This is a genomic window from Enterobacter sp. RHBSTW-00175, from assembly GCF_013927005.1.
GTDB lineage: Bacteria > Pseudomonadota > Gammaproteobacteria > Enterobacterales > Enterobacteriaceae > Enterobacter.
Window position 1 is genome coordinate 19658 of the sequence record NZ_CP055931.1, and the last position, 24998, is coordinate 44655.

The 24998-nt window shown below is 60.4% G+C and carries 22 protein-coding genes and 3 pseudogenes; 17 read left to right on the plus strand and 8 right to left on the minus strand.

Going from position 1 to position 24998, the window contains the following annotated elements; genetic code table 11:
* The first annotated feature begins 93 nt into the window (after positions 1–93).
* From HV107_RS26135 to HV107_RS26175, 9 genes and pseudogenes are all read left to right on the plus strand, one after another.
* Positions 94–285, plus strand: a complete 192-nt coding sequence (locus HV107_RS26135; protein ID WP_409050291.1) for a glutaredoxin domain-containing protein — start codon at positions 94–96, stop codon at positions 283–285.
* 69 nt (positions 286–354) lie between these two features.
* On the plus strand, positions 355–636 hold the full coding sequence (locus HV107_RS26140) for a DUF427 domain-containing protein (RefSeq protein WP_046092728.1): 282 nt from the start codon (positions 355–357) through the stop codon (positions 634–636).
* A gap of 170 nt (positions 637–806) precedes the next feature.
* A complete protein-coding gene (locus HV107_RS26145) occupies positions 807–1073 on the plus strand; it encodes a hypothetical protein (protein ID WP_018429638.1) in 267 nt (88 codons plus the stop codon).
* Positions 1074–1290: 217 nt separating this feature from the next.
* A pseudogene (locus tag HV107_RS26150) lies at positions 1291–4086 on the plus strand (Tn3-like element ISPa38 family transposase); the annotation flags it as partial.
* 78 nt (positions 4087–4164) lie between these two features.
* Positions 4165–5169, plus strand: coding sequence for an IS110-like element IS4321 family transposase (locus HV107_RS26155; protein WP_000427623.1), 1005 nt, complete (start codon positions 4165–4167; stop codon positions 5167–5169).
* 277 nt (positions 5170–5446) lie between these two features.
* Positions 5447–5767, plus strand: a pseudogene (trbF, locus tag HV107_RS26160) (conjugal transfer protein TrbF); the annotation flags it as partial.
* Positions 5764–6813, plus strand: coding sequence for a P-type conjugative transfer protein TrbG (gene trbG, locus HV107_RS26165; protein WP_011191356.1), 1050 nt, complete (start codon positions 5764–5766; stop codon positions 6811–6813). The pseudogene trbF and the gene trbG, both read left to right, overlap by 4 nt.
* Positions 6810–8030: a TrbI/VirB10 family protein gene (locus HV107_RS26170; protein ID WP_011191355.1), complete on the plus strand. Its 1221-nt coding sequence runs from the start codon at positions 6810–6812 to the stop codon at positions 8028–8030. Before trbG ends, HV107_RS26170 begins: the two co-directional genes overlap by 4 nt.
* A gap of 2 nt (positions 8031–8032) precedes the next feature.
* Complete coding sequence (locus tag HV107_RS26175; RefSeq protein ID WP_026227538.1) at positions 8033–8269, plus strand: DUF2274 domain-containing protein; 237 nt, start codon at positions 8033–8035, stop codon at positions 8267–8269.
* Here HV107_RS26175 and HV107_RS26180 read toward each other — a convergent pair.
* Positions 8266–9162, minus strand: a complete 897-nt coding sequence (locus tag HV107_RS26180; protein WP_011191354.1) for a LysR family transcriptional regulator — start codon at positions 9160–9162, stop codon at positions 8266–8268. The genes HV107_RS26175 and HV107_RS26180 overlap by 4 nt on opposite strands.
* A gap of 367 nt (positions 9163–9529) precedes the next feature.
* Between HV107_RS26180 and HV107_RS26185 the strand changes: the two genes are divergently transcribed.
* A complete protein-coding gene (locus HV107_RS26185) occupies positions 9530–9952 on the plus strand; it encodes a MarR family winged helix-turn-helix transcriptional regulator (protein WP_223296479.1) in 423 nt (140 codons plus the stop codon).
* 26 nt (positions 9953–9978) lie between these two features.
* The gene (locus HV107_RS26190; protein WP_004099025.1) at positions 9979–10938 is read left to right on the plus strand and encodes a YeeE/YedE thiosulfate transporter family protein; all 960 of its coding nucleotides are present in this window, start codon (positions 9979–9981) and stop codon (positions 10936–10938) included.
* A gap of 38 nt (positions 10939–10976) precedes the next feature.
* Here the strand turns inward: HV107_RS26190 and HV107_RS26195 are convergent, their stop codons facing one another.
* Entirely contained in the window at positions 10977–11336 is a 360-nt protein-coding gene (locus tag HV107_RS26195) for a DUF6314 family protein (protein ID WP_166479491.1), read from the minus strand.
* A 297-nt stretch (positions 11337–11633) separates the two neighbouring features.
* Between HV107_RS26195 and HV107_RS26200 the strand changes: the two genes are divergently transcribed.
* Positions 11634–12122 (plus strand): YkgB family protein, encoded by a 489-nt coding sequence (locus tag HV107_RS26200; protein ID WP_004099027.1) that lies wholly within the window; start codon positions 11634–11636, stop codon positions 12120–12122.
* Between the two features lie 557 nt (positions 12123–12679).
* Positions 12680–13174, plus strand: a complete 495-nt coding sequence (locus tag HV107_RS26210; protein WP_004099028.1) for a MarR family winged helix-turn-helix transcriptional regulator — start codon at positions 12680–12682, stop codon at positions 13172–13174.
* Positions 13175–13570: 396 nt separating this feature from the next.
* Here HV107_RS26210 and HV107_RS26215 read toward each other — a convergent pair whose 3' ends face one another.
* From HV107_RS26215 to HV107_RS26225, 3 genes are all read right to left on the minus strand, one after another.
* The gene (locus tag HV107_RS26215; protein WP_004357654.1) at positions 13571–14596 is read right to left on the minus strand and encodes a zinc-binding alcohol dehydrogenase family protein; all 1026 of its coding nucleotides are present in this window, start codon (positions 14594–14596) and stop codon (positions 13571–13573) included.
* Positions 14596–15084, minus strand: a complete 489-nt coding sequence (msrA, locus tag HV107_RS26220; protein ID WP_045269765.1) for a peptide-methionine (S)-S-oxide reductase MsrA — start codon at positions 15082–15084, stop codon at positions 14596–14598. The genes HV107_RS26215 and msrA (HV107_RS26220) overlap by 1 nt, the downstream gene beginning before the upstream one ends.
* A 107-nt stretch (positions 15085–15191) precedes the next feature.
* On the minus strand, positions 15192–16424 hold the full coding sequence (locus HV107_RS26225; protein ID WP_004357650.1) for a bifunctional alpha/beta hydrolase/OsmC family protein: 1233 nt from the start codon (positions 16422–16424) through the stop codon (positions 15192–15194).
* Between the two features lie 228 nt (positions 16425–16652).
* On the opposite strand from HV107_RS26225, the gene HV107_RS26230 reads away from it, so the two are divergent.
* Positions 16653–17528 carry a LysR family transcriptional regulator gene (locus HV107_RS26230; RefSeq protein WP_011191349.1) on the plus strand — a complete coding sequence of 292 codons (876 nt, stop codon included), beginning with the start codon at positions 16653–16655 and terminating at the stop codon, positions 17526–17528.
* Positions 17529–17673: 145 nt separating this feature from the next.
* On the opposite strand, the gene HV107_RS26235 is transcribed toward HV107_RS26230, so the two are convergent.
* Entirely contained in the window at positions 17674–18705 is a 1032-nt protein-coding gene (locus tag HV107_RS26235; RefSeq protein ID WP_032425611.1) for an IS630-like element ISEc33 family transposase, read from the minus strand.
* A gap of 124 nt (positions 18706–18829) precedes the next feature.
* Here HV107_RS26235 and msrB point away from each other — a divergent pair, with 124 nt between their 5' ends.
* The 3 genes and pseudogenes from msrB to HV107_RS26250 form a co-directional block, all read left to right on the plus strand.
* Entirely contained in the window at positions 18830–19273 is a 444-nt protein-coding gene (msrB, locus tag HV107_RS26240; protein WP_004099035.1) for a peptide-methionine (R)-S-oxide reductase MsrB, read from the plus strand.
* 1 nt (position 19274) lies between these two features.
* The gene (gene msrA / locus HV107_RS26245) at positions 19275–19814 is read left to right on the plus strand and encodes a peptide-methionine (S)-S-oxide reductase MsrA (RefSeq protein WP_004099036.1); all 540 of its coding nucleotides are present in this window, start codon (positions 19275–19277) and stop codon (positions 19812–19814) included.
* A gap of 132 nt (positions 19815–19946) precedes the next feature.
* Positions 19947–20648: pseudogene (locus HV107_RS26250) on the plus strand (glutathione S-transferase N-terminal domain-containing protein); the annotation flags it as partial.
* Positions 20649–20926: 278 nt separating this feature from the next.
* On the opposite strand, the gene HV107_RS26255 reads toward HV107_RS26250, so the two are convergent.
* Entirely contained in the window at positions 20927–21931 is a 1005-nt protein-coding gene (locus tag HV107_RS26255; protein ID WP_000427623.1) for an IS110-like element IS4321 family transposase, read from the minus strand.
* A gap of 78 nt (positions 21932–22009) precedes the next feature.
* The gene (locus tag HV107_RS26260; protein ID WP_015065644.1) at positions 22010–24976 is read right to left on the minus strand and encodes a Tn3-like element ISPa38 family transposase; all 2967 of its coding nucleotides are present in this window, start codon (positions 24974–24976) and stop codon (positions 22010–22012) included.
* Between the last annotated feature and the right edge of the window lie 22 nt (positions 24977–24998).

Consider the following 24998-nt stretch of genomic DNA (forward strand, 5'->3'; position numbering starts at 1 on the left):
CGGAGACGCGATATGACAACTGATGTGCTGCTGTACATCACGAACTGATGCCCGTTCTGCCGCCGGGCGAAGATGCTCCTCGAGGAGAAGGGCGTGCAATGGAAGGAACTCGATATCGAGGCGGATCCGGTTCACCGGCAGGCCATGACGGAAGCGTCGGGTCGAAACACCGTGCCGCAGATCTTCATCAACGGCACGCATGTCGGTGGCTCCGACGAGCTTTTCGAGCTCGATGTCAGAGGCGAACTCGACAAACTCCTGGGGCGCACGCCGCCCGCCATCTGAGGGGGTGCGGCCTTGGGGCAGACAGCCCGCAAGCCCCGTGCCGGTTGATGAATACGAAAGGAGAGTCCGTTGGTCTCAGCTATCTGGAATGACGCCACCATCGCCACAAGCAACGAGACGGTCGTCGTCGAGGGAAACCACTACTTCCCACCGTCGGCAGTCGATTTTGGCCTGCTTGAGATGAGCCCGCACACGTCCGTCTGCCCGATCAAGGGCACCGCGCGCTACTTCCATGTGCGTGTGGGAGACGCGCTCAACGTGAACGCAGCCTGGACCTATCCAGATCCGACGCCAGGCGCCGAGGGCATCCGGGATCATATCGCCTTCTGGAAAGGCGTGGAGGTTGCGTAGCAGGCGGACAGGTGGCGGCCTCAGCGCCATGTGCAAGCGCCCGCGGGACGGCTTTTCCGCCCATCCCAGGCCGCGTCGGCTACAGGGCTCCGCCCCGGACCTTCTCCGCGGACTGGCGCCGAGGGCCTCGGACCCTTGGGCTTCTGTCGAATCAAGACGACTGGATTGAGATGGAGCATGCCGAGTTCGATGCCGCCTTCGCGCAGCTTCCCGAGGGATACAGCGAAGGCGCCTACGAAGGCCGGCGTTTCGGCGTGACTGTCCGGCGATCCGGTGACGGACGTCGCAACAGCCTGTTCGCCAGGGAGTTGGCCGGGACCGACATTGTCAGCTTCAACCTCTATCGCGTTACATCAGATAGAACATTGCTGAAGCCGTGCGAGATGTCCGCCGAAAAGGTCGTCGCGTTCGTGCTGGATTTCCGACCGGCCCCCTGACGGGCAGGTGGAGGTCCCGGCCGACCGGTCCGCCTGCGACGCCCGGCCCCCCAAGACTGCGCATGTCGCTCAAAGGTATCAAAACTATAGCCACCGGCCATTGGACTTCGTCTGGCAATGAATTCATCTTCTATACATCGCCATCCGTGGGGGAATCGGTGCTGGATCCCGTGTAGCCAGATTGAGAAAGTCTAAGCGATGACGAACAACAATGCCCCTGCGCTTTCCCGGCGTCATCCTTGGCGCTGATGAGCCACCGTTCCCGCCATTGCTGAGACTGGTCGCCAACCAGCTCAAGGTCGGCATCGAAAGCTGGGACGAGTACGGGCAGCGTGAGCAGACCCGACGCGAGCACCTGGTCGAGCTGCAAACGGTGTTCGGCTTCCAGCCGTTCACGATTGGCCACTACCGGCAGGCTGTCCAGTTGCTGACCGAGCTGGCCATGCAAACCGACAAGGGCATCGTGCTGGCCAGAGCCTTGATCGAGCACCTGCGGCGGCAGTCGGTCATTGTGCCCGCCCTCAACGCCGTCGAGCGGGCGAGCGCCGAAGCGATTACCCGCGCCAACCGGCGTCTCTACGACGCCTTGGCTGAGCCGCTGACGGACGTGCATCGCCGTCGCCTCGACGATCTGCTCAAGCGCCGCGACAACGGCAAGACGACGTGGCTGGCCTGGCTGCGGCAATCCCCGGTCAAACCGAACTCGCGGCACATGCTGGAACACATCGAACGCCTCAAGGCGTGGCAGGCGCTCGACCTGCCCTCCGGCATCGAGCGGCTGGTTCACCAGAACCGGCTGCTCAAGATCGCCCGCGAGGGCGGCCAGATGACGCCCGCCGACCTGGCGAAGTTCGAGCCGCAGCGGCGTTACGCGACCCTGGTGGCGCTCGCCATCGAGGGCATGGCCACCGTCACCGACGAAATCATCGACCTGCATGACCGCATCCTGGGCAAGCTGTTCAATGCCGCCAAGAACAAGCATCAGCAGCAGTTCCAGGCATCCGGCAAGGCGATCAATGCCAAGGTGCGGCTGTTCGGGCGCATCGGCCAGGCGCTGATCGAGGCCAAGCAAGCGGGCCGCGATCCGTTCGCCGCCATCGAGGCCGTCATGTCCTGGGATGCTTTCGCCGAGAGCGTCACCGAAGCGCAGCGGCTCGCGCAACCCGAGGACTTCGATTTCCTGCACCGCATCGGCGAGAGCTACGCCACGCTGCGCCGCTACGCGCCGGAATTTCTCGACGTGCTCAAGTTGCGGGCCGCGCCCGCCGCCAAGGACGTACTCGACGCCATCGAGGTGCTGCGCAGCATGAACAGCGACAACGCCCGCAAGGTGCCCACCGACGCGCCGACCGAGTTCATCAAGCCGCGCTGGCAGAAGCTGGTGATGACCGACACCGGCATCGACCGGCGCTACTACGAACTGTGCGCGCTGTCGGAGCTGAAGAACGCGCTGCGCTCCGGCGACATCTGGGTGCAAGGCTCGCGCCAGTTCAAGGACTTCGAGGACTACCTGGTGCCGCCCGCGAAATTCGCCAGCCTCAAGCAGGCCAGCGAATTGCCGCTGGCCGTGGCCACCGATTGCGACCAGTACCTGCATGACCGGCTGACGCTGCTGGAAACGCAGCTCGCCACCGTCAACCGCATGGCGCTGGCCAACGAGCTGCCGGACGCCATCATCACGGAGTCGGGCCTGAAGATCACGCCGCTCGATGCGGCGGTGCCCGATACCGCACAGGCCCTGATCGACCAGACGGCGATGATCCTACCGCACGTCAAGATCACCGAATTGCTGCTGGAGGTAGACGAATGGACGGGCTTCACCCGGCACTTCGCCCACCTGAAGTCAGGCGACCTGGCCAAGGACAAAAACCTGTTGCTGACCACGATCCTCGCCGACGCGATCAACCTGGGCCTGACCAAGATGGCGGAATCGTGCCCCGGCACGACCTACGCCAAGCTGGCCTGGCTGCAAGCCTGGCACATCCGCGACGAAACCTACGGGGCGGCACTGGCCGAGCTGGTCAACGCGCAGTTCCGACATCCCTTCGCCGGGCATTGGGGCGACGGCACCACGTCATCGTCGGACGGCCAGAACTTCCGCACCGGCAGCAAGGCCGAGAGCACCGGCCACATCAATCCGAAATACGGCAGCAGCCCAGGGCGGACGTTCTACACCCATATCTCCGACCAGTACGCGCCGTTCCACACCAAGGTCGTGAACGTCGGCGTGCGCGACTCGACCTACGTGCTCGACGGCCTGCTGTATCACGAATCCGACCTGCGGATCGAGGAGCACTACACCGACACGGCAGGGTTCACGGACCACGTCTTCGCGTTGATGCACCTGCTGGGCTTCCGCTTCGCCCCGCGCATTCGTGACCTGGGCGACACCAAGCTCTACATCCCGAAGGGCGATGCCACCTACGAGGCGTTGAAACCGATGATCGGCGGCACGCTCAACATCAAGCACGTCCGCGCCCATTGGGATGAAATCCTGCGGATGGCCACCTCGATCAAGCAGGGCACGGCGACGGCCTCGCTGATGCTCAGGAAGCTTGGCAGCTACCCGCGCCAGAACGGCCTGGCCGTCGCCCTGCGTGAGCTGGGACGCATCGAGCGCACACTGTTCATCCTGGACTGGCTGCAAAGCGTCGAGCTGCGCCGCCGCGTGCATGCCGGGCTGAACAAAGGCGAGGCGCGCAACGCGCTGGCCCGCGCCGTGTTCTTCAACCGCCTGGGGGAAATCCGCGACCGCAGCTTCGAGCAGCAGCGCTACCGGGCCAGCGGCCTCAACCTGGTGACGGCGGCCATCGTGCTATGGAACACGGTCTATCTGGAGCGGGCCGCGAACGCCTTGCGTGGCCACGGTCAAGCCGTCGATGACGGCCTGTTGCAGTACCTGTCGCCGCTCGGCTGGGAGCACATCAACCTGACCGGCGATTACCTCTGGCGCAGCAGCGCCAAGATCGGCGCGGGCAAGTTCAGGCCGCTACGGCCGCTGCAACCGGCTTAGCGTGCTTTATTTAATGAGATGGTCACTCCCTCCTTCCCGGTATTATGCTGAGGACAGGCTTTCATTCGGAGAACTATCATGGAAAACATTGCGCTCATTGGTATCGATCTGGGTAAAAACTCTTTCCATATTCATTGCCAGGATCGTCGCGGGAAGGCTGTTTACCGTAAAAAATTTACCCGGCCAAAGTTGATCGAATTTTTGGCGACATGCCCCGCTACAACCATCGCAATGGAAGCCTGTGGCGGTTCTCACTTTATGGCACGCAAGTTGGAAGAGTTGGGGCATTCCCCAAAGCTGATATCACCACAATTTGTCCGCCCGTTCGTTAAAAGCAATAAAAACGACTTTGTCGACGCCGAAGCTATTTGTGAAGCTGCATCGCGTCCGTCTATGCGTTTTGTGCAGCCCAGAACGGAATCTCAGCAGGCAATGCGGGCTCTGCATCGTGTCCGTGAATCCCTGGTTCAGGATAAGGTAAAAACAACCAATCAAATGCATGCTTTTCTGCTGGAATTTGGCATTAGCGTTCCCCGAGGAGCTGCCGTTATTAGCCGACTGAGTACCATTCTTGAGGATAATAGTTTGCCTCTTTACCTCAGCCAGTTATTGCTGAAATTACAACAGCATTATCACTATCTTGTTGAGCAGATTAAAGATTTGGAATCCCAGTTGAAACGAAAGTTGGACGAAGATGAGGTTGGACAGCGCTTGCTGAGCATTCCCTGCGTCGGAACACTGACAGCGAGTACTATTTCAACTGAGATTGGCGACGGGAAGCAGTACGCCAGCAGCCGTGACTTTGCGGCGGCAACAGGGCTTGTACCTCGGCAGTACAGCACGGGAGGTAGGACGACATTGCTGGGAATTAGTAAGCGAGGTAATAAAAAGATCCGAACTTTGTTGGTTCAATGTGCCAGGGTATTCATACAAAAACTGGAACACCAGTCTGGCAAATTGGCCGATTGGGTCAGGGATTTACTGTGCCGGAAAAGCAACTTTGTCGTCACTTGTGCTCTGGCAAACAAGCTGGCCAGAATAGCCTGGGCCCTAACGGCACGACAGCAAACTTATGTAGCATAACGGCAGAAATACACCGGTTTAAAGAATTACTGATCTGGTTTTGCGAATACTGATATTGATGATACTAACGGCCCACCGGCCTGTTGAGGAACCTGTAAAACGGAAAGGCTCATTGAAGCCGTATATTTTCTGGAGGTTCATCAGGCGCGGAACTCATCAAGGCGCGGGAATAAAATCCCATTCAGACGCCGGATAGATTCAAGCAAGCCAACTTGTCGTCAAAATCGGTGTTGCAAAAACGGGAGTGACCATAGATTCCGTTTTCTGAGACGACCCCTGGCTGCGCGCCTACGACTTCACGACTGACCGCGGCGCCATGGCGCTCAATGACTACGCCCGCTCCAACGACCCCTTTACACGGGTCGGCCGGCAGCAGGTCGCTGTCGACGTCTCCAGCGTCATCCGCGCGTCCCCGGACAGCTTCCGCGTCGCCTGGGTCTAGCGCCGATACGAAAATGGCCAGCTCGCCGAGACCACGCGCTGGACCGCGATCCTGACGATCGTCGTGCAGATCCCCCGAAACGCCGACCGGCTCAGGGCGAACCCGCTCGGCATCTACGTCAACGCCATCAACTGGTCACGGGAGCTTGGGCAATGAAGCCGTATTTCCGTAAAGCCGGAAACCCGGCTTCACACACACACGTACTCCCGGCTCTCCGTAGAGCCGCATTCCCGGTCGTTCTGCTAGCGGCGACCGCGCTCGCGGGCTGCGCGACCACCAATCCGCCGCCGGAGATTTCCTACGACAATGCGGCTCCGGCGGTGCAGACCGTCGATCCACCCGCGCCGGTCACCGTGGTCGAGCTGCCCCGGCCGCTGCCGCTGCCTGGCCAATTGCAGCGTGTGGAGGAGACGCGGCGTGCCCCGGAGCCTTCTAATCCGACCGCTCGCGTCAACCAGGCAAACGAGGCGGCACGAGTCCAGCCGGTGCGCGACGGCTTCATTAACTCGATGCAGGTCTACCCGTGGACTCAAGGGGCGCTTTATCAAGTCTATACCGCCGTCGGGCAGATCACCGACATCGCGCTCCAACCCGGGGAGCAGCTTGTCGGCGCAGGCCCGGTGGCCGCCGGCGACACAGTGCGCTGGATCATCGGCGACACCGAGAGCGGATCGGGGGCAACGCGCCAGATCCACATCCTAGTAAAGCCCACCCGCGCCGACCTGATGACAAACCTCGTCATCAACACCAACATGCGCACCTATCACATGGAGCTGCGCTCGACAGAGCGCACCTATATGGCGTCGGTCTCATGGCAGTATCCGCAAGACCAGCTCATTGCGCTGCGCCGTCAGAACGCCGAGGCGCAGGCGGCCCAGCCGGTGGCGAGCGGCGTCGATCTCGCGAACGTCAACTTCCGCTATGCGATCGAGGGCGACCGTGCGCCGTGGCGGCCGCTGCGCGCCTTCGACGACGGACGCCAGGTCTTTATCGAGTTTCCGCGCGGCATCGGTCAGGGCGAGATGCCGCCACTCTTCGTCGTCGGCCCCGAGGGCAACACCTCTGAGCTCGTGAACTATCGCGTTCGCGGCCACCACATGATCGTTGATCGTCTGTTCGCGGCTGCCGAACTTCGCTTCGGCTCCGGCCGCGAGCAGAAGCGCGTCAGGATCGTCCGCACAGACGGGAGGCCGACCTCGTGAGCGAGAACCCGCCCCGGATTGAGGAAGTGCCGGACGACGATGCGCAGCCCCTGACCGGCGAGCCGGTCGGGCCTGCGCCGATGCGGCTGCGGGCCGAACCGCCCCGCGTCACCCGGTTGTCGCGGAAGGTTCTCGCCGGCCTCGGTCTTGTCGCCAGCGTCGGGCTCGGAGGTGCGCTGATCTACGCGCTTCAGACCCGCGACGCCGGTCGGCCGAACGACGAACTCTATTCGACCGAGAACCGCTCGACCGCTGACGGACTGGCCGGCCTGCCGCGAGATTACAGTGGCGTGCCACAGCTCGGTCCCCCTCTTCCCGGTGACCTCGGCCGGCCGATCCTTAGTACCCAGGATCGCGGACAGCCGGTGCCCACACCCGGGACGGCCACGCCCAATCCCGGCATCAGCCCGGAAGAGCAGCGCCGCCTTCAGGAAATCGAGACCGCGCGCACCAGCCGTCTCTTCTCCGGATCGGAAAGCCGGGGCACACCCGCTGCTGCGGGAGCTGCCCCAGCGCTCGCGCCGGTGCCGGATTTGGCGAGCATTGGCCTCGCTCCGCCGCCCGCCACGCCCTCGGCGCAGGACCGGCAGAACGCGTTTCTGAACGCCGCGGCCGATCGCAGGACGGTTGCGCCCGATCGCGTCGCTGCGCCAGTATCGCCGAACGTCCTTCAGGCGGGAGCAGTGATATCCGCGGCGCTGATCACCGGCATCCGATCCGATCTACCCGGCCAGATCACCGCGCAGGTCACCGAAAACATCTACGACAGCCCAACCGGCCGTATCTTGCTTGTGCCGCAAGGCACTCGTGTGGTCGGGCAGTACGACAACAACGTGCAGTTCGGCCAGAGCCGAGTCCTGCTCGTCTGGACTCGGCTCGTCTTCCCGAACGGGCGCTCGATCGTTCTCGAGCGCCAGCCTGGTGCTGACGCTGAAGGGTTCGCCGGGCTGCAGGATGGCGTCGATTACCATTGGTGGGATCTGGCCAAGGCTGCGGGATTGTCGACACTGCTGAGCGTCGGCGCCGAACTCGCGGTCGACAACGACGATCAGCTCGTTCAGGCGATCCGGAACGGTGGGCAGGACACCATCAACGACGCAGGGCAGCAGATTGTGAGGCGTCAGCTCAACGTCGCGCCCACGATCACTATTCGGCCCGGATTTCCCGTGCGCGTTCTCGTGACGCGAGACTTGGTACTGGAGCCATATGGAGGGTGATGATGTCGAAGCTTAAGCTAGGCCCCATCGCGGACGACAAGCCGCTTAAGGTACAGGTCGAGCTACCTGCAGCTCTCCACCAGGACCTTGTTGACTACGCCCACCTATTGGGCCGAGAGCAAGGTCAGTCCGCTGTTGACCCAGCTCGGTTAATCGTCCCGATGTTACAACGGTTCATCGCGACAGACCGTGGCTTCGCCAAAGCCAGGCGAACGTTGACGCCGGGGAGCGCCGATTAATCCGTGGTCCCCGCTCTAGAGGGGGTGTCGAAACACTTCAGCAGCAGCGGCAGAGTCGGGTTGTCGTTGTCACTGGAAGAAATTATAGCGGCCGTCGGCGCCCGCGCCGATGGGAGCGGGATCAACGCGATATCCGGCCGGTAGATCACGCTGGTGATGGTCAAGCCGAAGCCCTGTTCGACCATCGTCAGCAGGGTTTCTCGGCTGACTTGTTGGATCGAGAGTTGAACCGCTCCGTCTCCGGCGCCCACCATGCGCCGGAGTATGCCAGCGAGCTCACGCCCAGCGCCATCCGAGCGAACGAGGAAGACTTCGTCACAAACGTCCTCCCACGACAGCTGTGGCCGTGCTGCCAACTCGTGAAGCGGGGACAATGCCACGAACAGATCTGGTTCGCAGAGACGTCGAACTTGGAACTGAGGGCTCTTGCTCGCACTCAGGCTGATTGCTGCGTCCAGTAATCCGCGCTTCACCCCCAAAGTGTTTTCTTCTGAAGTGCCTTCCTCAAGCTTTACCTCGATCGTCGGATGTCTATTTCTGAATGCCGAGAGAATGTTGATGATCGGGCACGCCGGGAACGCTTCAAGCATTCCAAACCTCACGAGCCCGGTCTTGAGTTTCCGCGCGGAGCGGATCTCCGTTGCGGCGTTACGAAGGTAGCGCGCTCCCACCACCGCTTGTTGAAGGAAGCGCTCACCTTCTGGAGTCAGCCCTGCCCCCGCTCGCGTACGCTTGAAGAGAGAAAAGCCAAGTTGGCGCTCAAACAGCTGCACACGTCGGCTGACGGTGGATTGCGATATCGATAGGCGCTCCGCCGCTCGGCGGAAGCTGCCGGCCTCGGCGACCTGAACGGCGTACTTCAGGTATCGGAGATCAAGAGTCAGGTCGGGCATGAGACCCGTCCGATCATACCGGCGGTCTCATCGGCGAACCGCCTGCGCCCGGTGAGCGGCACCCATGCACGTCCACTTTCATCGAGCCCACCCCCGCTAGCGCCTGGGGAACGAGCACGTCCGTTGATCTCAGATGTGGAATCCGAGCTGAGCCCCTCAATGAGCATGACCATGTCCGAATCTGTCATAGATGCATGCGGCGGTCATACATTTTCACACGCTTGAAGTCTATGCGCGAAGCATATATTCTTGCGGTATGGAGCCTGAGGTCGCCAAGTACCATTTAGGTGCACTCGCGTTGGCCGTTGCAGACAGCATCGCCAGTGTCTCGGCCTCGTTTTCACCAAGCGGCCCGGGGACCGCCGTGATGGTGTTACTCAGCATGGAGCCCGGACTGCCGATCAGCGTTTTGGCTACCTCGATCGGGCTTTCTCATGCCGGGACGGTGCGATTGATCGATAGGCTCGAGCGCGAACAGTTGGTGGAACGACGAAGACAAATCACCGACAGGCGGGCGCGCTTCATTCACCTCACCAATTCGGGGAAGAAGATAACGGACGCCTTGCTCAAGGCACGGGAGCAGGTGATCTCCGAATGTATTTCGCCCCTGTCGCCCAATGACCTCGACATTCTAGGCATGCTGTCGGAGCGGCTCCTTGTGGCAAACGGCTTCGACAAAGATGGCTCGGTCAGCCTTTGCCATCTGTGCGGCTACAGCAGGATCGCGCCTTCCCGTGGTAAAGCTAAGCCGGGGCGCTCGCCACGCTGGAACGTCGCATCAGAAGGCTGACGATATGATCAGGCAGGCTTGAAATAATGGGATCGTTTGCGCTCGAACTTCTTCTATGCGTACTTGCCTTCGGGTTCGGATATGCGGCGAACCAAGGCGGAACCTGTTTAGTGGTGGCCGCTCATGAGTTACACAGAAGACAGCCGCCGAAAATGTTCGTCGGATTTCTCGCAGCGTCGGCAGCGGCAGGCCTGGTTGCGGTCCCGATAGTCTGGACGGGAACACTGGGCGCAACACTCGCACCCTCGACCAGCATCAATTTCCTCCTGCTCATCGGCGCCATCGCCTTCGGCCTCGGCGCACTCATTAATGACACATGCCTGCTCGGATCGCTGGCGCGGCTTGGGGATGGGGAGATGCGACTTCTAGCTCTACCCTTGGGATTAACGATTGGTATCTTGGCTGCCGACCATGGCAGGTTCGGCTACGATTCAACATGGCCAAGCTTAATCTCCAAACCGAGCGCAACAGGCCTCGTTACTCTCCTAGCCTTCCTAGTTGTGCTCGTGCTGGCACTCGTTTTCGTTTCCACGAAGAGCGTTCTGCGAACAAAGCCGGGTTGGTCGTTCGGCGCTTCGATGATTGGACTCGGTATCACTGGCGGACTTCTATATGCACTCTCGCCGGCCTGGACCTTCGCAGACGTGATTCAACGCGCCCTTCCTCTCAGAATGTCCCCGGCCGGCGAGGTCGCGCTCACTGCGGTGATCTCTTCGATCGCAGGCGCCCTAACCGCCTCCTTTCGCCAAGGCAATCTGCGTCTCCAACTGCCGACAGCCAATGGCATTCTGCGATCTGTCGTCGGCGGCACATTGATGGGTATCGGCATCGCGCTCATACCCGGCGGGAATGATGGGTTGATCCTCGCAGCGGTTCCGACTCTTTCACCTGGTGGGATAGTCGCCTACCTTCTGATGACGACGACAATCGTCTTCGGATTTGCAGCGCGTGGTAAGTTATTCCGGCGCTGCCTTTCACGGCCATGATAAGGGCAACAGAGGACTTGCCCTCCTGACATGAGCATTTATCCCGACCGGGAATATCGGCTGACTAGCTCGTATGCCTTTGCAGGCCCTTGGACCATGATGACCACTTCAAAGGCCGCCGGCCCCAGAATCCTGTAGGTTGCATGGTAGGTGTCGTCTCCGCAGGCATAGACGCCACTCGCTTCCAACCCGGTATCCGTCCGCGAGAAACTCAAGCTGAGGAACTGCGTCCCGATATGAGGTCCGTCTGCGAACTCGACGACAACACTGTCCTCGCTCAAGCGATAGCGATACTGCCGGCACGCGGAGAATACTCTGCCATCTGCCAGTGAGAGAATGCCGCTCTCTCGATAAGCGAGCGCGCCTTCGCCGATCGCTGCTACGATTTCGGTGGGCATGGTTATCTCGTCCAGGGCCGCGTCCATCCGTACAGGCTGGACGTTTGCCAACGGGCTATAGGCCCACCCGGAGCGCCAGCCCCATCAAGTCAAAATCCCGCAAAGGTCGCGCGTTTGCTGGGTAAAGGCATCGCCGATGAGGATGGCTTCGTGAGGCAGCGAAGCGCGAGCCAGCCGCTCGACATATCTCGCTTATTAGTATATGGTATATGCGTCGCGCATATACTGCAACGCCTGCCCGAAGCACGTAGACGACGTTCGTGACGTTCCCACGGGACCACTGTTGAGGAATTTTAGATGAGCATTTTCGACCGTTATGAATTTCTTGTCCCCGAGCACGGTCGGAGGGATCTTGGCCTGCTTAGATGGGCTCTCGTGATCGTATTTCTGTGGTTCGGCGCGATGAAGTTCACAGCGTACGAGGCCTATGGTATCGCCCCGTTTATCGAACACAGCCCGATCATGAATTGGCTCGGCATGTTCGGGACGCAGGGGCAAAGCTATTTCATCGGCGTTATCGAGTTATCGACCGGTCTCGTTCTGATCCTTGGTGCATTTCGTCCACTCTTCTCTGCGCTAGGCGCACTAATGTCAGCAGCGACCTATCTGATCACGCTGACCTTTTTCATCACCACTCCAGGTGTCGCGGAGCAGACTGCCGGCGGCTTTCCTGCGATTTCGGCTGCACCAGGGCAGTTTCTACTGAAGGACGCAGTTCTGCTAGCGGCGTCCCTCGTGCTGCTGCGTGCTTCGGTCCGCCACAGAGGGGCGCTTGTGCTCTCGTGACTGTGGTCCTCTCGTGACGGCGGGCGTGCAAATCCTGCAGAACCTCCGCGGGGCATGGATGCTCCGTCGCGATATCGAGCCCGGAGGCGCTCAGCTGCATGGCGACGCGGTCTTCGCCCGTTTCGCCGCAATCCCCGACGTCGTGGAGCACGGACTGTTCCTCAATGGGATTGATACAATCGTGATCGCGCGCGGTGACACGATGGAAGTGCGACGCCGGGGGCAAGCTAGGTCTCGCTGATCTGCACCTGCGCGGCCTGGATGACAGCGCTGACGCGGAGTGATTCTCGGGCGCGACCTACGGCGATTCCGAGCGAAAAGGCTTGCCCTATAGCCGCCAGGTATCAACGGTTCCGCGGCCTTAACGAGCCGGACCCGTTTTTTTCGGCGCGCTCGATCAGTCGAAATCCTCCGAAACCCTTCTAAAACAGGACATTTTCCACAAGCCGCGCGGAGGAAGAGGACCACGGTATGGCTTGCTGTCTATGCTCCGCGCACATATAGATGTGGCAATGGATGGACCTCGAGATCGAAACATTTTCGGGGCGTTCGCACTCATGATCAGCGACGACATCGTTCGCGCTAGTTCATCGCGGGCGCCGGAAGCTGGACCCGCCGCCTCAGCGCTGGCGTTGCTCGCGCACAAGCCCGGGCTCTCGATCCGTATGCTTGCGATCGGGGTGGGCCTTTCACATGCTGGAACTGTTCGCCTGGTGGATAGATTGGTAAGCGAGGGATTGATCGAGCGTAGGGAGCATTCGACAGACGGGCGCGCGCGATCCCTCTATCTTACTCCAACTGGCAAGGTCGCGAGCGACGAGGTCCTGGCCTCGCGCGATCAAGTGATTGCCGAAGGGCTATCGATCCTTAATCCAGACGAACTGAAAACCTTATCGGACATCGCTGAACGCGTTCTCCGAAATCGCTTGGAAAACCTCGAGCAGTCATACCGCATCTGCCGCTTGTGCTGCTACGAGGGCTGCACGAACTGCCCCGTCGATGCCGAATTGCATGAGCGAGGTGTGGACCGCGAGAAGAACGACGACGCGTAGGAGACTCGCAATTGCGGCAGCTCAACGCTGCTCAGATGGCGGGGCTTCATAATGTCAGCGAGCCTACCATCAGCCGCATTCTTTTGGCTACGCGTCAAGCCGGCCGATCGGGCATGGCGGTCTCATTCTAATATGTCGGTGATCGCCCCACTTTTAGCCGCTCAATTGATCGGAACGCGGTTTCGGAAGCGGCCGTTCAAACCACTCGCTGCATTCCCATTTCTCTATGTCCGATAGGTAGTTTCGGGGAAAAGCAGTCGGGAACAGGTTTCGGGAACGCATGCTCCGGCAGGAGCGCAGCGCGCGTCCCAAACGCGTTTTCCCGGTAGAGCTTCCCAATCGGCAAAGTGCGGGCCACCTCAGACTGCGAACGCGAAAAACCGCCTGGCTGGTCACTCAAGGCAGGGTAACGACGATTTTCGCTGCGGATACACCCGCCTTCAGGGCTTCCAAGGCAGCCTGGAGCATTTCAAGGCCCTGGCCCACGATCTTCGCCGGAGGGGCGGGGACGAACGTGCGCGCCGCGAGAGCCTGCGGCAGGAATTCGCGGTAGATCATTGGACCAACCTCGTCATCCTTGAGGCTCGTCCCGGAGATGTGCGTCGCCTCGACTCCAAATGAACGCTCGTCGGGCGGGGCCAGCGTCGCTGCCACCCGGCGCGAGCCCTCGCATCTCGCAACTACGGCAAAACAGTCTTTCATGTGACCGGTCGCGTGAAGCGTTCCAGCGAGACTGCGCCCGCGCATTGCCTCAATCACGTCTTCCACGATGGCTGGACTCGAGTGGTCAAGAACCTCGCTTGCACCCAGCTCCTTCAACAGGCCGACGTTGCGCGCCGAAGCGGTGGCGACGCACCTGTAGCCCGACGCCACCGCGAGCTGGATGGCGTTGCAGCCAACGCTCGACGATCCACCCCAGACCAGAACGACCTCTGGACGCGCGGTCGGCGAGTGTAACGGTGGCGCGAGAGCCAACTGTGTCCGTCCGTAGAGCCCGCTTGCGGCGGTGCCAAGGCCAAGCGGGAGGACTGCCGCATCAGCGAAGGCAATGTTGTTGGGGATCGGCGCCGCCATGTGGTCCAGCACGATCGTGTGGTGCTGGAACGCACCCTGCGCAGGTTGATTTACGGTTGTCCCGACCGCCTGTCCGATGACTCGATCGCCGACCTTGAACCGCTCGACCGCGCCACCGACCGCCGCGACCTCACCGGAGACGTCGCTGCCGAGAATCGCGGGATAGTCGAGCCATGGCAAAAGCGCGACGTCCTGCAGAATCCAGTCGAGTGGGTTGATCGCGATGGCCGCGTTGCGGATCAATATCTCGTTCGCCGCCAGATGCGGCAGAGCGGTGACACCGATCCTCAGTGGCTGCCCCGGCGCTTTCTGCCAGGCGGCCTGATTAGTCACGGTTTCGGTCATCATCAACTCTTTCTGTCAAGTATTACAGCTGGGCGTTCGTCTGAGCGGTCCAACCGCCAGGTCGGGCGCACGAAGTGGCAGCTATAGCCCCCAGGATAGCGCACCAGGTATTCTTGGTGCTCTGGCTCCGCCTCCCAAAAGGGTTCTTCTGGGTTGATCTCCGACACGACCGGGCCTGGCCAGCTTCCTGATGCCTCGATTTCCGCGATGGTTGTGAGGGCGACTTCCTTCTGCACTTCGGTGGTGTAGAAAATCGCCGATCGATAGCTCGGACCGACATCGCTGCCTTGTTGCTCGTAGGTCGTGGGGTCATGTATCTGGAAGAAGAGTTCCAAGAGCGAGCGATAGGCGAGAACGGAAGGGTCGAAGGTCACTTCCACTGCTTCCGCATGGCCGTAATGTCTCGCGTAGGTCGGATCAGGCATTTCTCCGCCTGTGTAACCGACACGCGTCGAAATGACTCCCCTGGCTCGGCGCAGCAAATCCTCCATGCCCCAGAAGCAGCCGCCTGCGAGAATTGCTCGCTCTGTCGCGGCCGCCCTATTGCCGGTAGGCGATTGGCTCACAGTCCGTTCGCCCTCCTCCGTGTGCGCCACGGTCAAGCCAGCCTCGCGGGATCCGCAGCCTGACTGGCGCTCAAGAGCTCGGTCTGCACGTCCGAACCCCGGATGAGACTCAGATCGACGGGACACCGATCAGCGATCGCGAGGATCCGAGCGCGCTGATCATCACTCAGCGGCCCATCGAGGACAATGGTGCGGGTGAACCGGTCGGGTGGCATCATGTCCGGCACCTTCTCGTGCTGCACGGTCGTGCTCGCCCGTTCGAGCGGAAAGCCCTTGCGGTTCGCATAGAGACGCATCGTCATCACCGTGCAGGCTGCGAGGCCGGCAGATACGAGTTCGTAGGGAGATAGTCCGGTCCCGAGGCCACCGACCGATGCTGGCTCGTCGGCGAACAGAGTGTGCTCGCCGCTGCGGACCTTGAGCTGGAACGTCCCTGCAAGAGTTTCGGTGGAGACGACGCCCTCCGCAACCTCGACCTGCGGAAGATCCGCGCTGAGTGGTGGGAGAAAGCGGCTCGCCCAAACCGCCACCATGGCCGCGGCGTAGTTCGCGTCCGCGACGTCGGTGAGAAGGTGATCCGCGTTGTCGAGCGAGATGAAGCTTTTAGGGTGCCTGGACGCGACGAAGATGCGCGACGCGTGGTCGATGCCGACCACCTGATCCAGCGGAGAGTGCATGACCAGCACCGGCCGTCGCAGGGAGGCAATGGCCTTCTCGACGTCGATCCCCTCAACCGCCTCAAGGAACCCTCGGCGAATGAGGAAGGGCCTACCGGCAATCTCCACCGAGGCCTCGCCCTCGCTCGCGATGGTGTCCAGATCATTCGGTCCGAAGAGGCGCAAGATATGCTGAAGGTCGGCCGGCGCACCAATCGTCGCTACCGCCGCAATATCAGGCATGTCGGCGGCGGCTACGATCGCAGCGGTGCCACCCAGGCTGTGCCCGACGAGGAGGGACGGTGACATGCCCGCCGCCGCCATCGCATTTGCGGCGGCCCGAAGGTCCTCGACGTCCGACGCGAAGTTCACAGGTTCTCCCGTCCCACCGCCGATCCCGGTCCCGGCGAAATCGAACCTCAAGACCCCGATGCCCGCACGCGACAGCGCGCGCGAGATGTGAACAGCGGCGCGACTGTCTTTCCCGCACGTGAAGCAGTGGGCGAAGATCGCCCAGCCCCGCGGCGTCCCTTCCGGCGGTTCGAGGTGCCCGGACAGCGGAGAGCCAGCCCCACTGACAAACGTAAATGATCTTCCTGCCATGTCCATCAAACCTCCAGCACGCGGCTTGGCGGTTGCGCTCTCAGAACCTTCGACGGAGCTGAGCGGAGCGCACCGCCAACCGGTAATCGTCATCTCAGGCTATCATTTATATGTCTGGCGCATATAGACAAGCCCCTATACCATGATTATATGCGCCAAGCATACTTCTGCGACCTGCTTTCCAAAGGCGGTCTCACGGAAGAGGTATCAGTCAGGCGCGTGGGCCAAAGGACTATGGAACTCAATCAAGTCAGCTATTTCATCAACTTGGCCGAGACGCTGAATTTCACAGCGGCCGCTCGCTTGAGCGGTGTGTCACAGCCAAGTCTGACCCGCGCGATCCGCCGCTTGGAAGATGAGCTTGGCGGGCCGCTGATCTATCGCGACGGGAAGAACAGCCGCCTGACTGGCCTTGGCCATGACGTCGAGGCAGAATTCCGGCGCATGGTGGTCGCGATGAAGAGCGTTCGCAATCACTCGGAGCACTGGGCGATGGGGGGGCACCGCGTGCTGGATGTCGCCGTCGCGCCCACCGTCGGACCAAAGGAATTTACGGCATTCTTCGAGAGCGCATTGGCGGAGATGCCATCCATCGAAATCAAGCTGCACTCGCTCCAGTCGAACGAGGACACATCGGAGGTGCTTTCAGGAAAATACCACGCGTGCATCATGCCGCGTGAAACAAGACCGGAACGCAAGCTGGATGTGCATCCTCTATTTCGGGAGCGCTTCGTGCTCGGCTGTTCTGCAAACCATCCCTTGGCTGCCAACGAGATCGTGCGCGGCGAAGACCTGCTCGAGTTTCCTTTCGTCGATCGCCTGAAATGCGAGTTTCGCGATCGGATCCTCGATCACTTCGCGCGACGGGACTTGCTCATGCGACCTCGCTTTCGATCAGATCGCGAGGACTGGGTGCAACGGGTCGTCGCTGACGGCCACGCCATATGCATTCTTCCGGAACGATCGCCGACCGTGCAAGGCCTCGTCACTCGGCCGATCGACGGATTTGTCTTGGAGCGCGAAGTCGTGATCGCGACAGTATCCGGCTCCACGGCAACGGTCGAGATACGGAACATCGCGCAGCTGGCAGCCCGGTATGAGTGGAACTGAATCACGACGTGAAGAGCTTCGGCGCTATGGAAACTATACGCGCAGCGTATTGGATAAATCTGGGGCGCACTGCGATAGTCGGCGCAATGACTGCAAAGATAAATGACAGTGTGTCGAGCTCTCTAAATAGCTGCGCCTAATACCGCTACACTTTTGCCTGACCATGTTTTCCTCCGGGGAATGGGCTGGCGGTTTCCATAAAATGGCGGACCTTTTTCAGTAACTGCCACATTGAGCGGCACTGATGATTACGGGTTATCGTGTCATGAAGTGCCTGCCATAGCCGTTCCACATGATTCACCCACGGCGAGTAAACCGGCTGGTAAATTACCCTGAACTTGGGATTTGCTTTCAACCAGCGCTGTGTTTCGCGGCTTTTATGGATAATGTAGTTATCAACGATCAGCGTGATTGTTTTCGCCCGCCGGTAAGTGGCTTTCAGGTGCTTCAGCAGAGCGATAAACAGCGCTGAACTTTTGCTGTTGCCGCCCACGTAGCTGACTTTACCCGTGCCACTGTGCAGTGCGCCGGCCAGATAGTATTTTTCGTTCTGCCCCGGCGTCACTACCCGTTTCTGCTGTCCGCGCAACTGCCAGTCCGCACCGATTTTAGGATTAAGGTGGATATCCACTTCATCTTCATAAAATACCGGATGCTCTGCGCTGCATTCATCCAGCGCTTTGTGGATTACCGCCATCTTTTCATCTTTATGTGGGTCACGGATACGCAGAGTTGGCGCGGCCCTGCGCCATACAAGCCCCGCAGATGGCAACCAGCGGCGAACGGTTCCTGCATGTAACTGGCAACCGGTTATCTCATTGATTTTTAATGCCAGTAATTCGGTGCTCCAGCGTGAACGTTGATAACCAAAATCGCCGGGAGAATGCTTTATCAGCTCACGTAACAGGGTGCAGATATGTTCAAAAGGCCAGCGTCGGGAGCGCCCTGCGGGTAAGGATTTCAGGCCTTCAATACCTGAGTGCGTAAACCAGTTAATCCAGCGACCAACGGATGAACGAGCACAACAGAGAGTTCTGGCAACATCGCTGACCCGTTCACCCCGATGAAGCATCAGCATGGCCGTGAGTCTGCGGGCATGATTTTTATCGCGCGTTTTATGAATAGCTTTCTGCATCAGGCGTCGTTCGCCACGGGGTATTGGTGCTATGATCGGCATCGCTCAGTCCGGTTGGTGGTTTTGGTTGGTTTGGCGATTGATCAGATCGCACAATCCGGGCTGAGTTCCCTTTCAGTGATCTACTATTCCGCGCATCTATTTAGATTAATTATTGGAGACTATCATGAAGTTTGAGAAGTCACAGGCAGCAGTTGACCGCCTGACCCCCGAGCAACGCCGGATTACCCAGGATTCGGGGACCGAAAGGCCCTTCACGGGTGAGCACAACGACAACAAGGAGCCTGGCATCTACGTCGACATAGTGTCGGGAGAGCCGCTGTTCGCTTCAACGGACAAGTTCGATTCGGGTACTGGCTGGCCCAGCTTCACCAAGCCGATCGTTCCGGCAAACGTGAACGAGGTGCGGGACAGTGCACACGGCATGGTCCGGACGGAGGTCAGGTCGGTACACGCCGACAGCCATCTGGGCCACGTTTTCCCGGACGGTCCTTCCGACCGCGGCGGTCTGCGCTACTGCATCAACTCTGCGTCCCTTCGCTTCATCCCGCGCGACGAGATGGAGTCCGAGGGATACGGTGAATATCTCGATCAAGTAGAGGAGGCTTAACATGCATCAGCGCGCTGTTCTCGCAGGAGGATGTTTCTGGGGCATGCAGGATCTGATCCGCAAGCGGCCCGGCATCATCTCGACCCGTGTGGGTTACACGGGCGGCGATATTCCGAACGCCACGTATCGTAATCACGGCACGCATGCCGAGGGGATCGAGATTGTCTTCGACCCGACAGTGACGAGCTACCGGCACATCCTGGAATTCTTCTTCCAGATCCACGATCCGACGACGCTGAACCGCCAGGGCAATGATCGTGGGCTCTCCTACCGGTCGGGCATCTATTATGTCGACGAGGAGCAGAAGCGCGTCGCCGAGGATACGATCGCCGATGTGGATGCCTCGGGGCTGTGGGATGGCAAAGTGGTGACCGAGGTCCAGCCGGTCGGCGAGTTCTGGGAGGCCGAGCCCGATCACCAGGATTATCTGGAGAAGCGGCCGGGCGGCTACACCTGCCACTTCGTCCGTCCCGACTGGGTTCTTCCAAAGCGGCATGAGGCCGGCGATGTGAGCCCTGCGGCCGGGGCTGCAGCGGAATAGGCTTCGCTGCCGTTAGTGCCGCGCCGATCCGGTTCGCAACCTCCGACGACCGCGTCAATCGACGCGGTCGTCGAACCCGGCCTTGAAGCAGATCATTCCATTCAGCCGCCGTCGCAGTGCCAGGATCCAGATATGACAGACCTCTCCTCCTTTCCCATCACGCAGCGCTGGCCAGCATCTTATCCGGATCGCTTGCAACTATACGCGGCCCCCACGCCCAACGGCGTCAAGGTCTCGATGATGCTGGAGGAGACTGGCCTGCCGTATGAGCCCCACTTCGTCGACATCTCGAACAACGAGTCGAAGGATCCAGCGTTCGTGTCGTTGAATCCCAACGGCCGCATACCCGCGATCATCGATCCGGCTGGCCCTGACGGCCAGCCCATTGGCATATGGGAAACCGGTGCGATCCTCATCTATCTGGCCGACAAGACGGGGCAGCTCATCTCAACAACACCCGCCCAGCGGTACGAGACTCTGGCCTGGGTGTTCTTTCAGGTGTCGGGCGTTGGGCCGACCTTCGGACAGCTAGGCTTTTTCCTGCGATTTGCCGGCAAGGACTATGAGGACAAGCGACCTCGGCAGCGCTTTGTTGATGAATCCAGGCGTCTTCTCGGGGTCCTGGATCACCGGCTGGAGGGCCGCGAATGGATTGTCGATGATTACTCGATCGCGGACATTGCGACGTTTGGCTGGGTGAATGCGCTGGTCGAATTCTACGCAGCGGGCGACATCCTCGGCCTAAGCAGCTATTCGAACGTGCAGGCATGGCTCGAACGCGGGCTGGCGCGACCGGCTGTACAGCGTGGCCTGCGAATTCCTGCGAGGCCTGCATGGGGTCGTCTCAGAAAACGGAATCTATGGTCACTCCCGTTTTTGCAACACCGATTTTGACGACAAGTTGGCTTGCTTGAATCTATCCGGCGTCTGAATGGGATTTTATTCCCGCGCCTTGATGAGTTCCGCGCCTGATGAACCTCCAGAAAATATACGGCTTCAATGAGCCTTTCCGTTTTACAGGTTCCTCAACAGGCCGGTGGGCCGTTAGTATCATCAATATCAGTATTCGCAAAACCAGATCAGTAATTCTTTAAACCGGTGTATTTCTGCCGTTATGCTACATAAGTTTGCTGTCGTGCCGTTAGGGCCCAGGCTATTCTGGCCAGCTTGTTTGCCAGAGCACAAGTGACGACAAAGTTGCTTTTCCGGCACAGTAAATCCCTGACCCAATCGGCCAATTTGCCAGACTGGTGTTCCAGTTTTTGTATGAATACCCTGGCACATTGAACCAACAAAGTTCGGATCTTTTTATTACCTCGCTTACTAATTCCCAGCAATGTCGTCCTACCTCCCGTGCTGTACTGCCGAGGTACAAGCCCTGTTGCCGCCGCAAAGTCACGGCTGCTGGCGTACTGCTTCCCGTCGCCAATCTCAGTTGAAATAGTACTCGCTGTCAGTGTTCCGACGCAGGGAATGCTCAGCAAGCGCTGTCCAACCTCATCTTCGTCCAACTTTCGTTTCAACTGGGATTCCAAATCTTTAATCTGCTCAACAAGATAGTGATAATGCTGTTGTAATTTCAGCAATAACTGGCTGAGGTAAAGAGGCAAACTATTATCCTCAAGAATGGTACTCAGTCGGCTAATAACGGCAGCTCCTCGGGGAACGCTAATGCCAAATTCCAGCAGAAAAGCATGCATTTGATTGGTTGTTTTTACCTTATCCTGAACCAGGGATTCACGGACACGATGCAGAGCCCGCATTGCCTGCTGAGATTCCGTTCTGGGCTGCACAAAACGCATAGACGGACGCGATGCAGCTTCACAAATAGCTTCGGCGTCGACAAAGTCGTTTTTATTGCTTTTAACGAACGGGCGGACAAATTGTGGTGATATCAGCTTTGGGGAATGCCCCAACTCTTCCAACTTGCGTGCCATAAAGTGAGAACCGCCACAGGCTTCCATTGCGATGGTTGTAGCGGGGCATGTCGCCAAAAATTCGATCAACTTTGGCCGGGTAAATTTTTTACGGTAAACAGCCTTCCCGCGACGATCCTGGCAATGAATATGGAAAGAGTTTTTACCCAGATCGATACCAATGAGCGCAATGTTTTCCATGATAGTTCTCCGAATGAAAGCCTGTCCTCAGCATAATACCGGGAAGGAGGGAGTGACCATCTCATTAAATAAAGCACGCTAAGCCGGTTGCAGCGGCCGTAGCGGCCTGAACTTGCCCGCGCCGATCTTGGCGCTGCTGCGCCAGAGGTAATCGCCGGTCAGGTTGATGTGCTCCCAGCCGAGCGGCGACAGGTACTGCAACAGGCCGTCATCGACGGCTTGACCGTGGCCACGCAAGGCGTTCGCGGCCCGCTCCAGATAGACCGTGTTCCATAGCACGATGGCCGCCGTCACCAGGTTGAGGCCGCTGGCCCGGTAGCGCTGCTGCTCGAAGCTGCGGTCGCGGATTTCCCCCAGGCGGTTGAAGAACACGGCGCGGGCCAGCGCGTTGCGCGCCTCGCCTTTGTTCAGCCCGGCATGCACGCGGCGGCGCAGCTCGACGCTTTGCAGCCAGTCCAGGATGAACAGTGTGCGCTCGATGCGTCCCAGCTCACGCAGGGCGACGGCCAGGCCGTTCTGGCGCGGGTAGCTGCCAAGCTTCCTGAGCATCAGCGAGGCCGTCGCCGTGCCCTGCTTGATCGAGGTGGCCATCCGCAGGATTTCATCCCAATGGGCGCGGACGTGCTTGATGTTGAGCGTGCCGCCGATCATCGGTTTCAACGCCTCGTAGGTGGCATCGCCCTTCGGGATGTAGAGCTTGGTGTCGCCCAGGTCACGAATGCGCGGGGCGAAGCGGAAGCCCAGCAGGTGCATCAACGCGAAGACGTGGTCCGTGAACCCTGCCGTGTCGGTGTAGTGCTCCTCGATCCGCAGGTCGGATTCGTGATACAGCAGGCCGTCGAGCACGTAGGTCGAGTCGCGCACGCCGACGTTCACGACCTTGGTGTGGAACGGCGCGTACTGGTCGGAGATATGGGTGTAGAACGTCCGCCCTGGGCTGCTGCCGTATTTCGGATTGATGTGGCCGGTGCTCTCGGCCTTGCTGCCGGTGCGGAAGTTCTGGCCGTCCGACGATGACGTGGTGCCGTCGCCCCAATGCCCGGCGAAGGGATGTCGGAACTGCGCGTTGACCAGCTCGGCCAGTGCCGCCCCGTAGGTTTCGTCGCGGATGTGCCAGGCTTGCAGCCAGGCCAGCTTGGCGTAGGTCGTGCCGGGGCACGATTCCGCCATCTTGGTCAGGCCCAGGTTGATCGCGTCGGCGAGGATCGTGGTCAGCAACAGGTTTTTGTCCTTGGCCAGGTCGCCTGACTTCAGGTGGGCGAAGTGCCGGGTGAAGCCCGTCCATTCGTCTACCTCCAGCAGCAATTCGGTGATCTTGACGTGCGGTAGGATCATCGCCGTCTGGTCGATCAGGGCCTGTGCGGTATCGGGCACCGCCGCATCGAGCGGCGTGATCTTCAGGCCCGACTCCGTGATGATGGCGTCCGGCAGCTCGTTGGCCAGCGCCATGCGGTTGACGGTGGCGAGCTGCGTTTCCAGCAGCGTCAGCCGGTCATGCAGGTACTGGTCGCAATCGGTGGCCACGGCCAGCGGCAATTCGCTGGCCTGCTTGAGGCTGGCGAATTTCGCGGGCGGCACCAGGTAGTCCTCGAAGTCCTTGAACTGGCGCGAGCCTTGCACCCAGATGTCGCCGGAGCGCAGCGCGTTCTTCAGCTCCGACAGCGCGCACAGTTCGTAGTAGCGCCGGTCGATGCCGGTGTCGGTCATCACCAGCTTCTGCCAGCGCGGCTTGATGAACTCGGTCGGCGCGTCGGTGGGCACCTTGCGGGCGTTGTCGCTGTTCATGCTGCGCAGCACCTCGATGGCGTCGAGTACGTCCTTGGCGGCGGGCGCGGCCCGCAACTTGAGCACGTCGAGAAATTCCGGCGCGTAGCGGCGCAGCGTGGCGTAGCTCTCGCCGATGCGGTGCAGGAAATCGAAGTCCTCGGGTTGCGCGAGCCGCTGCGCTTCGGTGACGCTCTCGGCGAAAGCATCCCAGGACATGACGGCCTCGATGGCGGCGAACGGATCGCGGCCCGCTTGCTTGGCCTCGATCAGCGCCTGGCCGATGCGCCCGAACAGCCGCACCTTGGCATTGATCGCCTTGCCGGATGCCTGGAACTGCTGCTGATGCTTGTTCTTGGCGGCATTGAACAGCTTGCCCAGGATGCGGTCATGCAGGTCGATGATTTCGTCGGTGACGGTGGCCATGCCCTCGATGGCGAGCGCCACCAGGGTCGCGTAACGCCGCTGCGGCTCGAACTTCGCCAGGTCGGCGGGCGTCATCTGGCCGCCCTCGCGGGCGATCTTGAGCAGCCGGTTCTGGTGAACCAGCCGCTCGATGCCGGAGGGCAGGTCGAGCGCCTGCCACGCCTTGAGGCGTTCGATGTGTTCCAGCATGTGCCGCGAGTTCGGTTTGACCGGGGATTGCCGCAGCCAGGCCAGCCACGTCGTCTTGCCGTTGTCGCGGCGCTTGAGCAGATCGTCGAGGCGACGGCGATGCACGTCCGTCAGCGGCTCAGCCAAGGCGTCGTAGAGACGCCGGTTGGCGCGGGTAATCGCTTCGGCGCTCGCCCGCTCGACGGCGTTGAGGGCGGGCACAATGACCGACTGCCGCCGCAGGTGCTCGATCAAGGCTCTGGCCAGCACGATGCCCTTGTCGGTTTGCATGGCCAGCTCGGTCAGCAACTGGACAGCCTGCCGGTAGTGGCCAATCGTGAACGGCTGGAAGCCGAACACCGTTTGCAGCTCGACCAGGTGCTCGCGTCGGGTCTGCTCACGCTGCCCGTACTCGTCCCAGCTTTCGATGCCGACCTTGAGCTGGTTGGCGACCAGTCTCAGCAATGGCGGGAACGGTGGCTCATCAGCGCCAAGGATGACGCCGGGAAAGCGCAGGTAGCAGAGCTGCACCGCGAAGCCCAGCCGATTGGCCGGGCCGCGCCGCTGCCGGATGATGGAGAGGTCGCTTTCGCTGAACGTGTAGTGACGGATCAACTCATCCTTGGTGTCCGGCAACGCCAGCAGGCTTTCGCGCTCGGCGGCGGAGAGGATCGAACGGCGGGGCATGCGGTTTCCTTCTTCTTGAAAA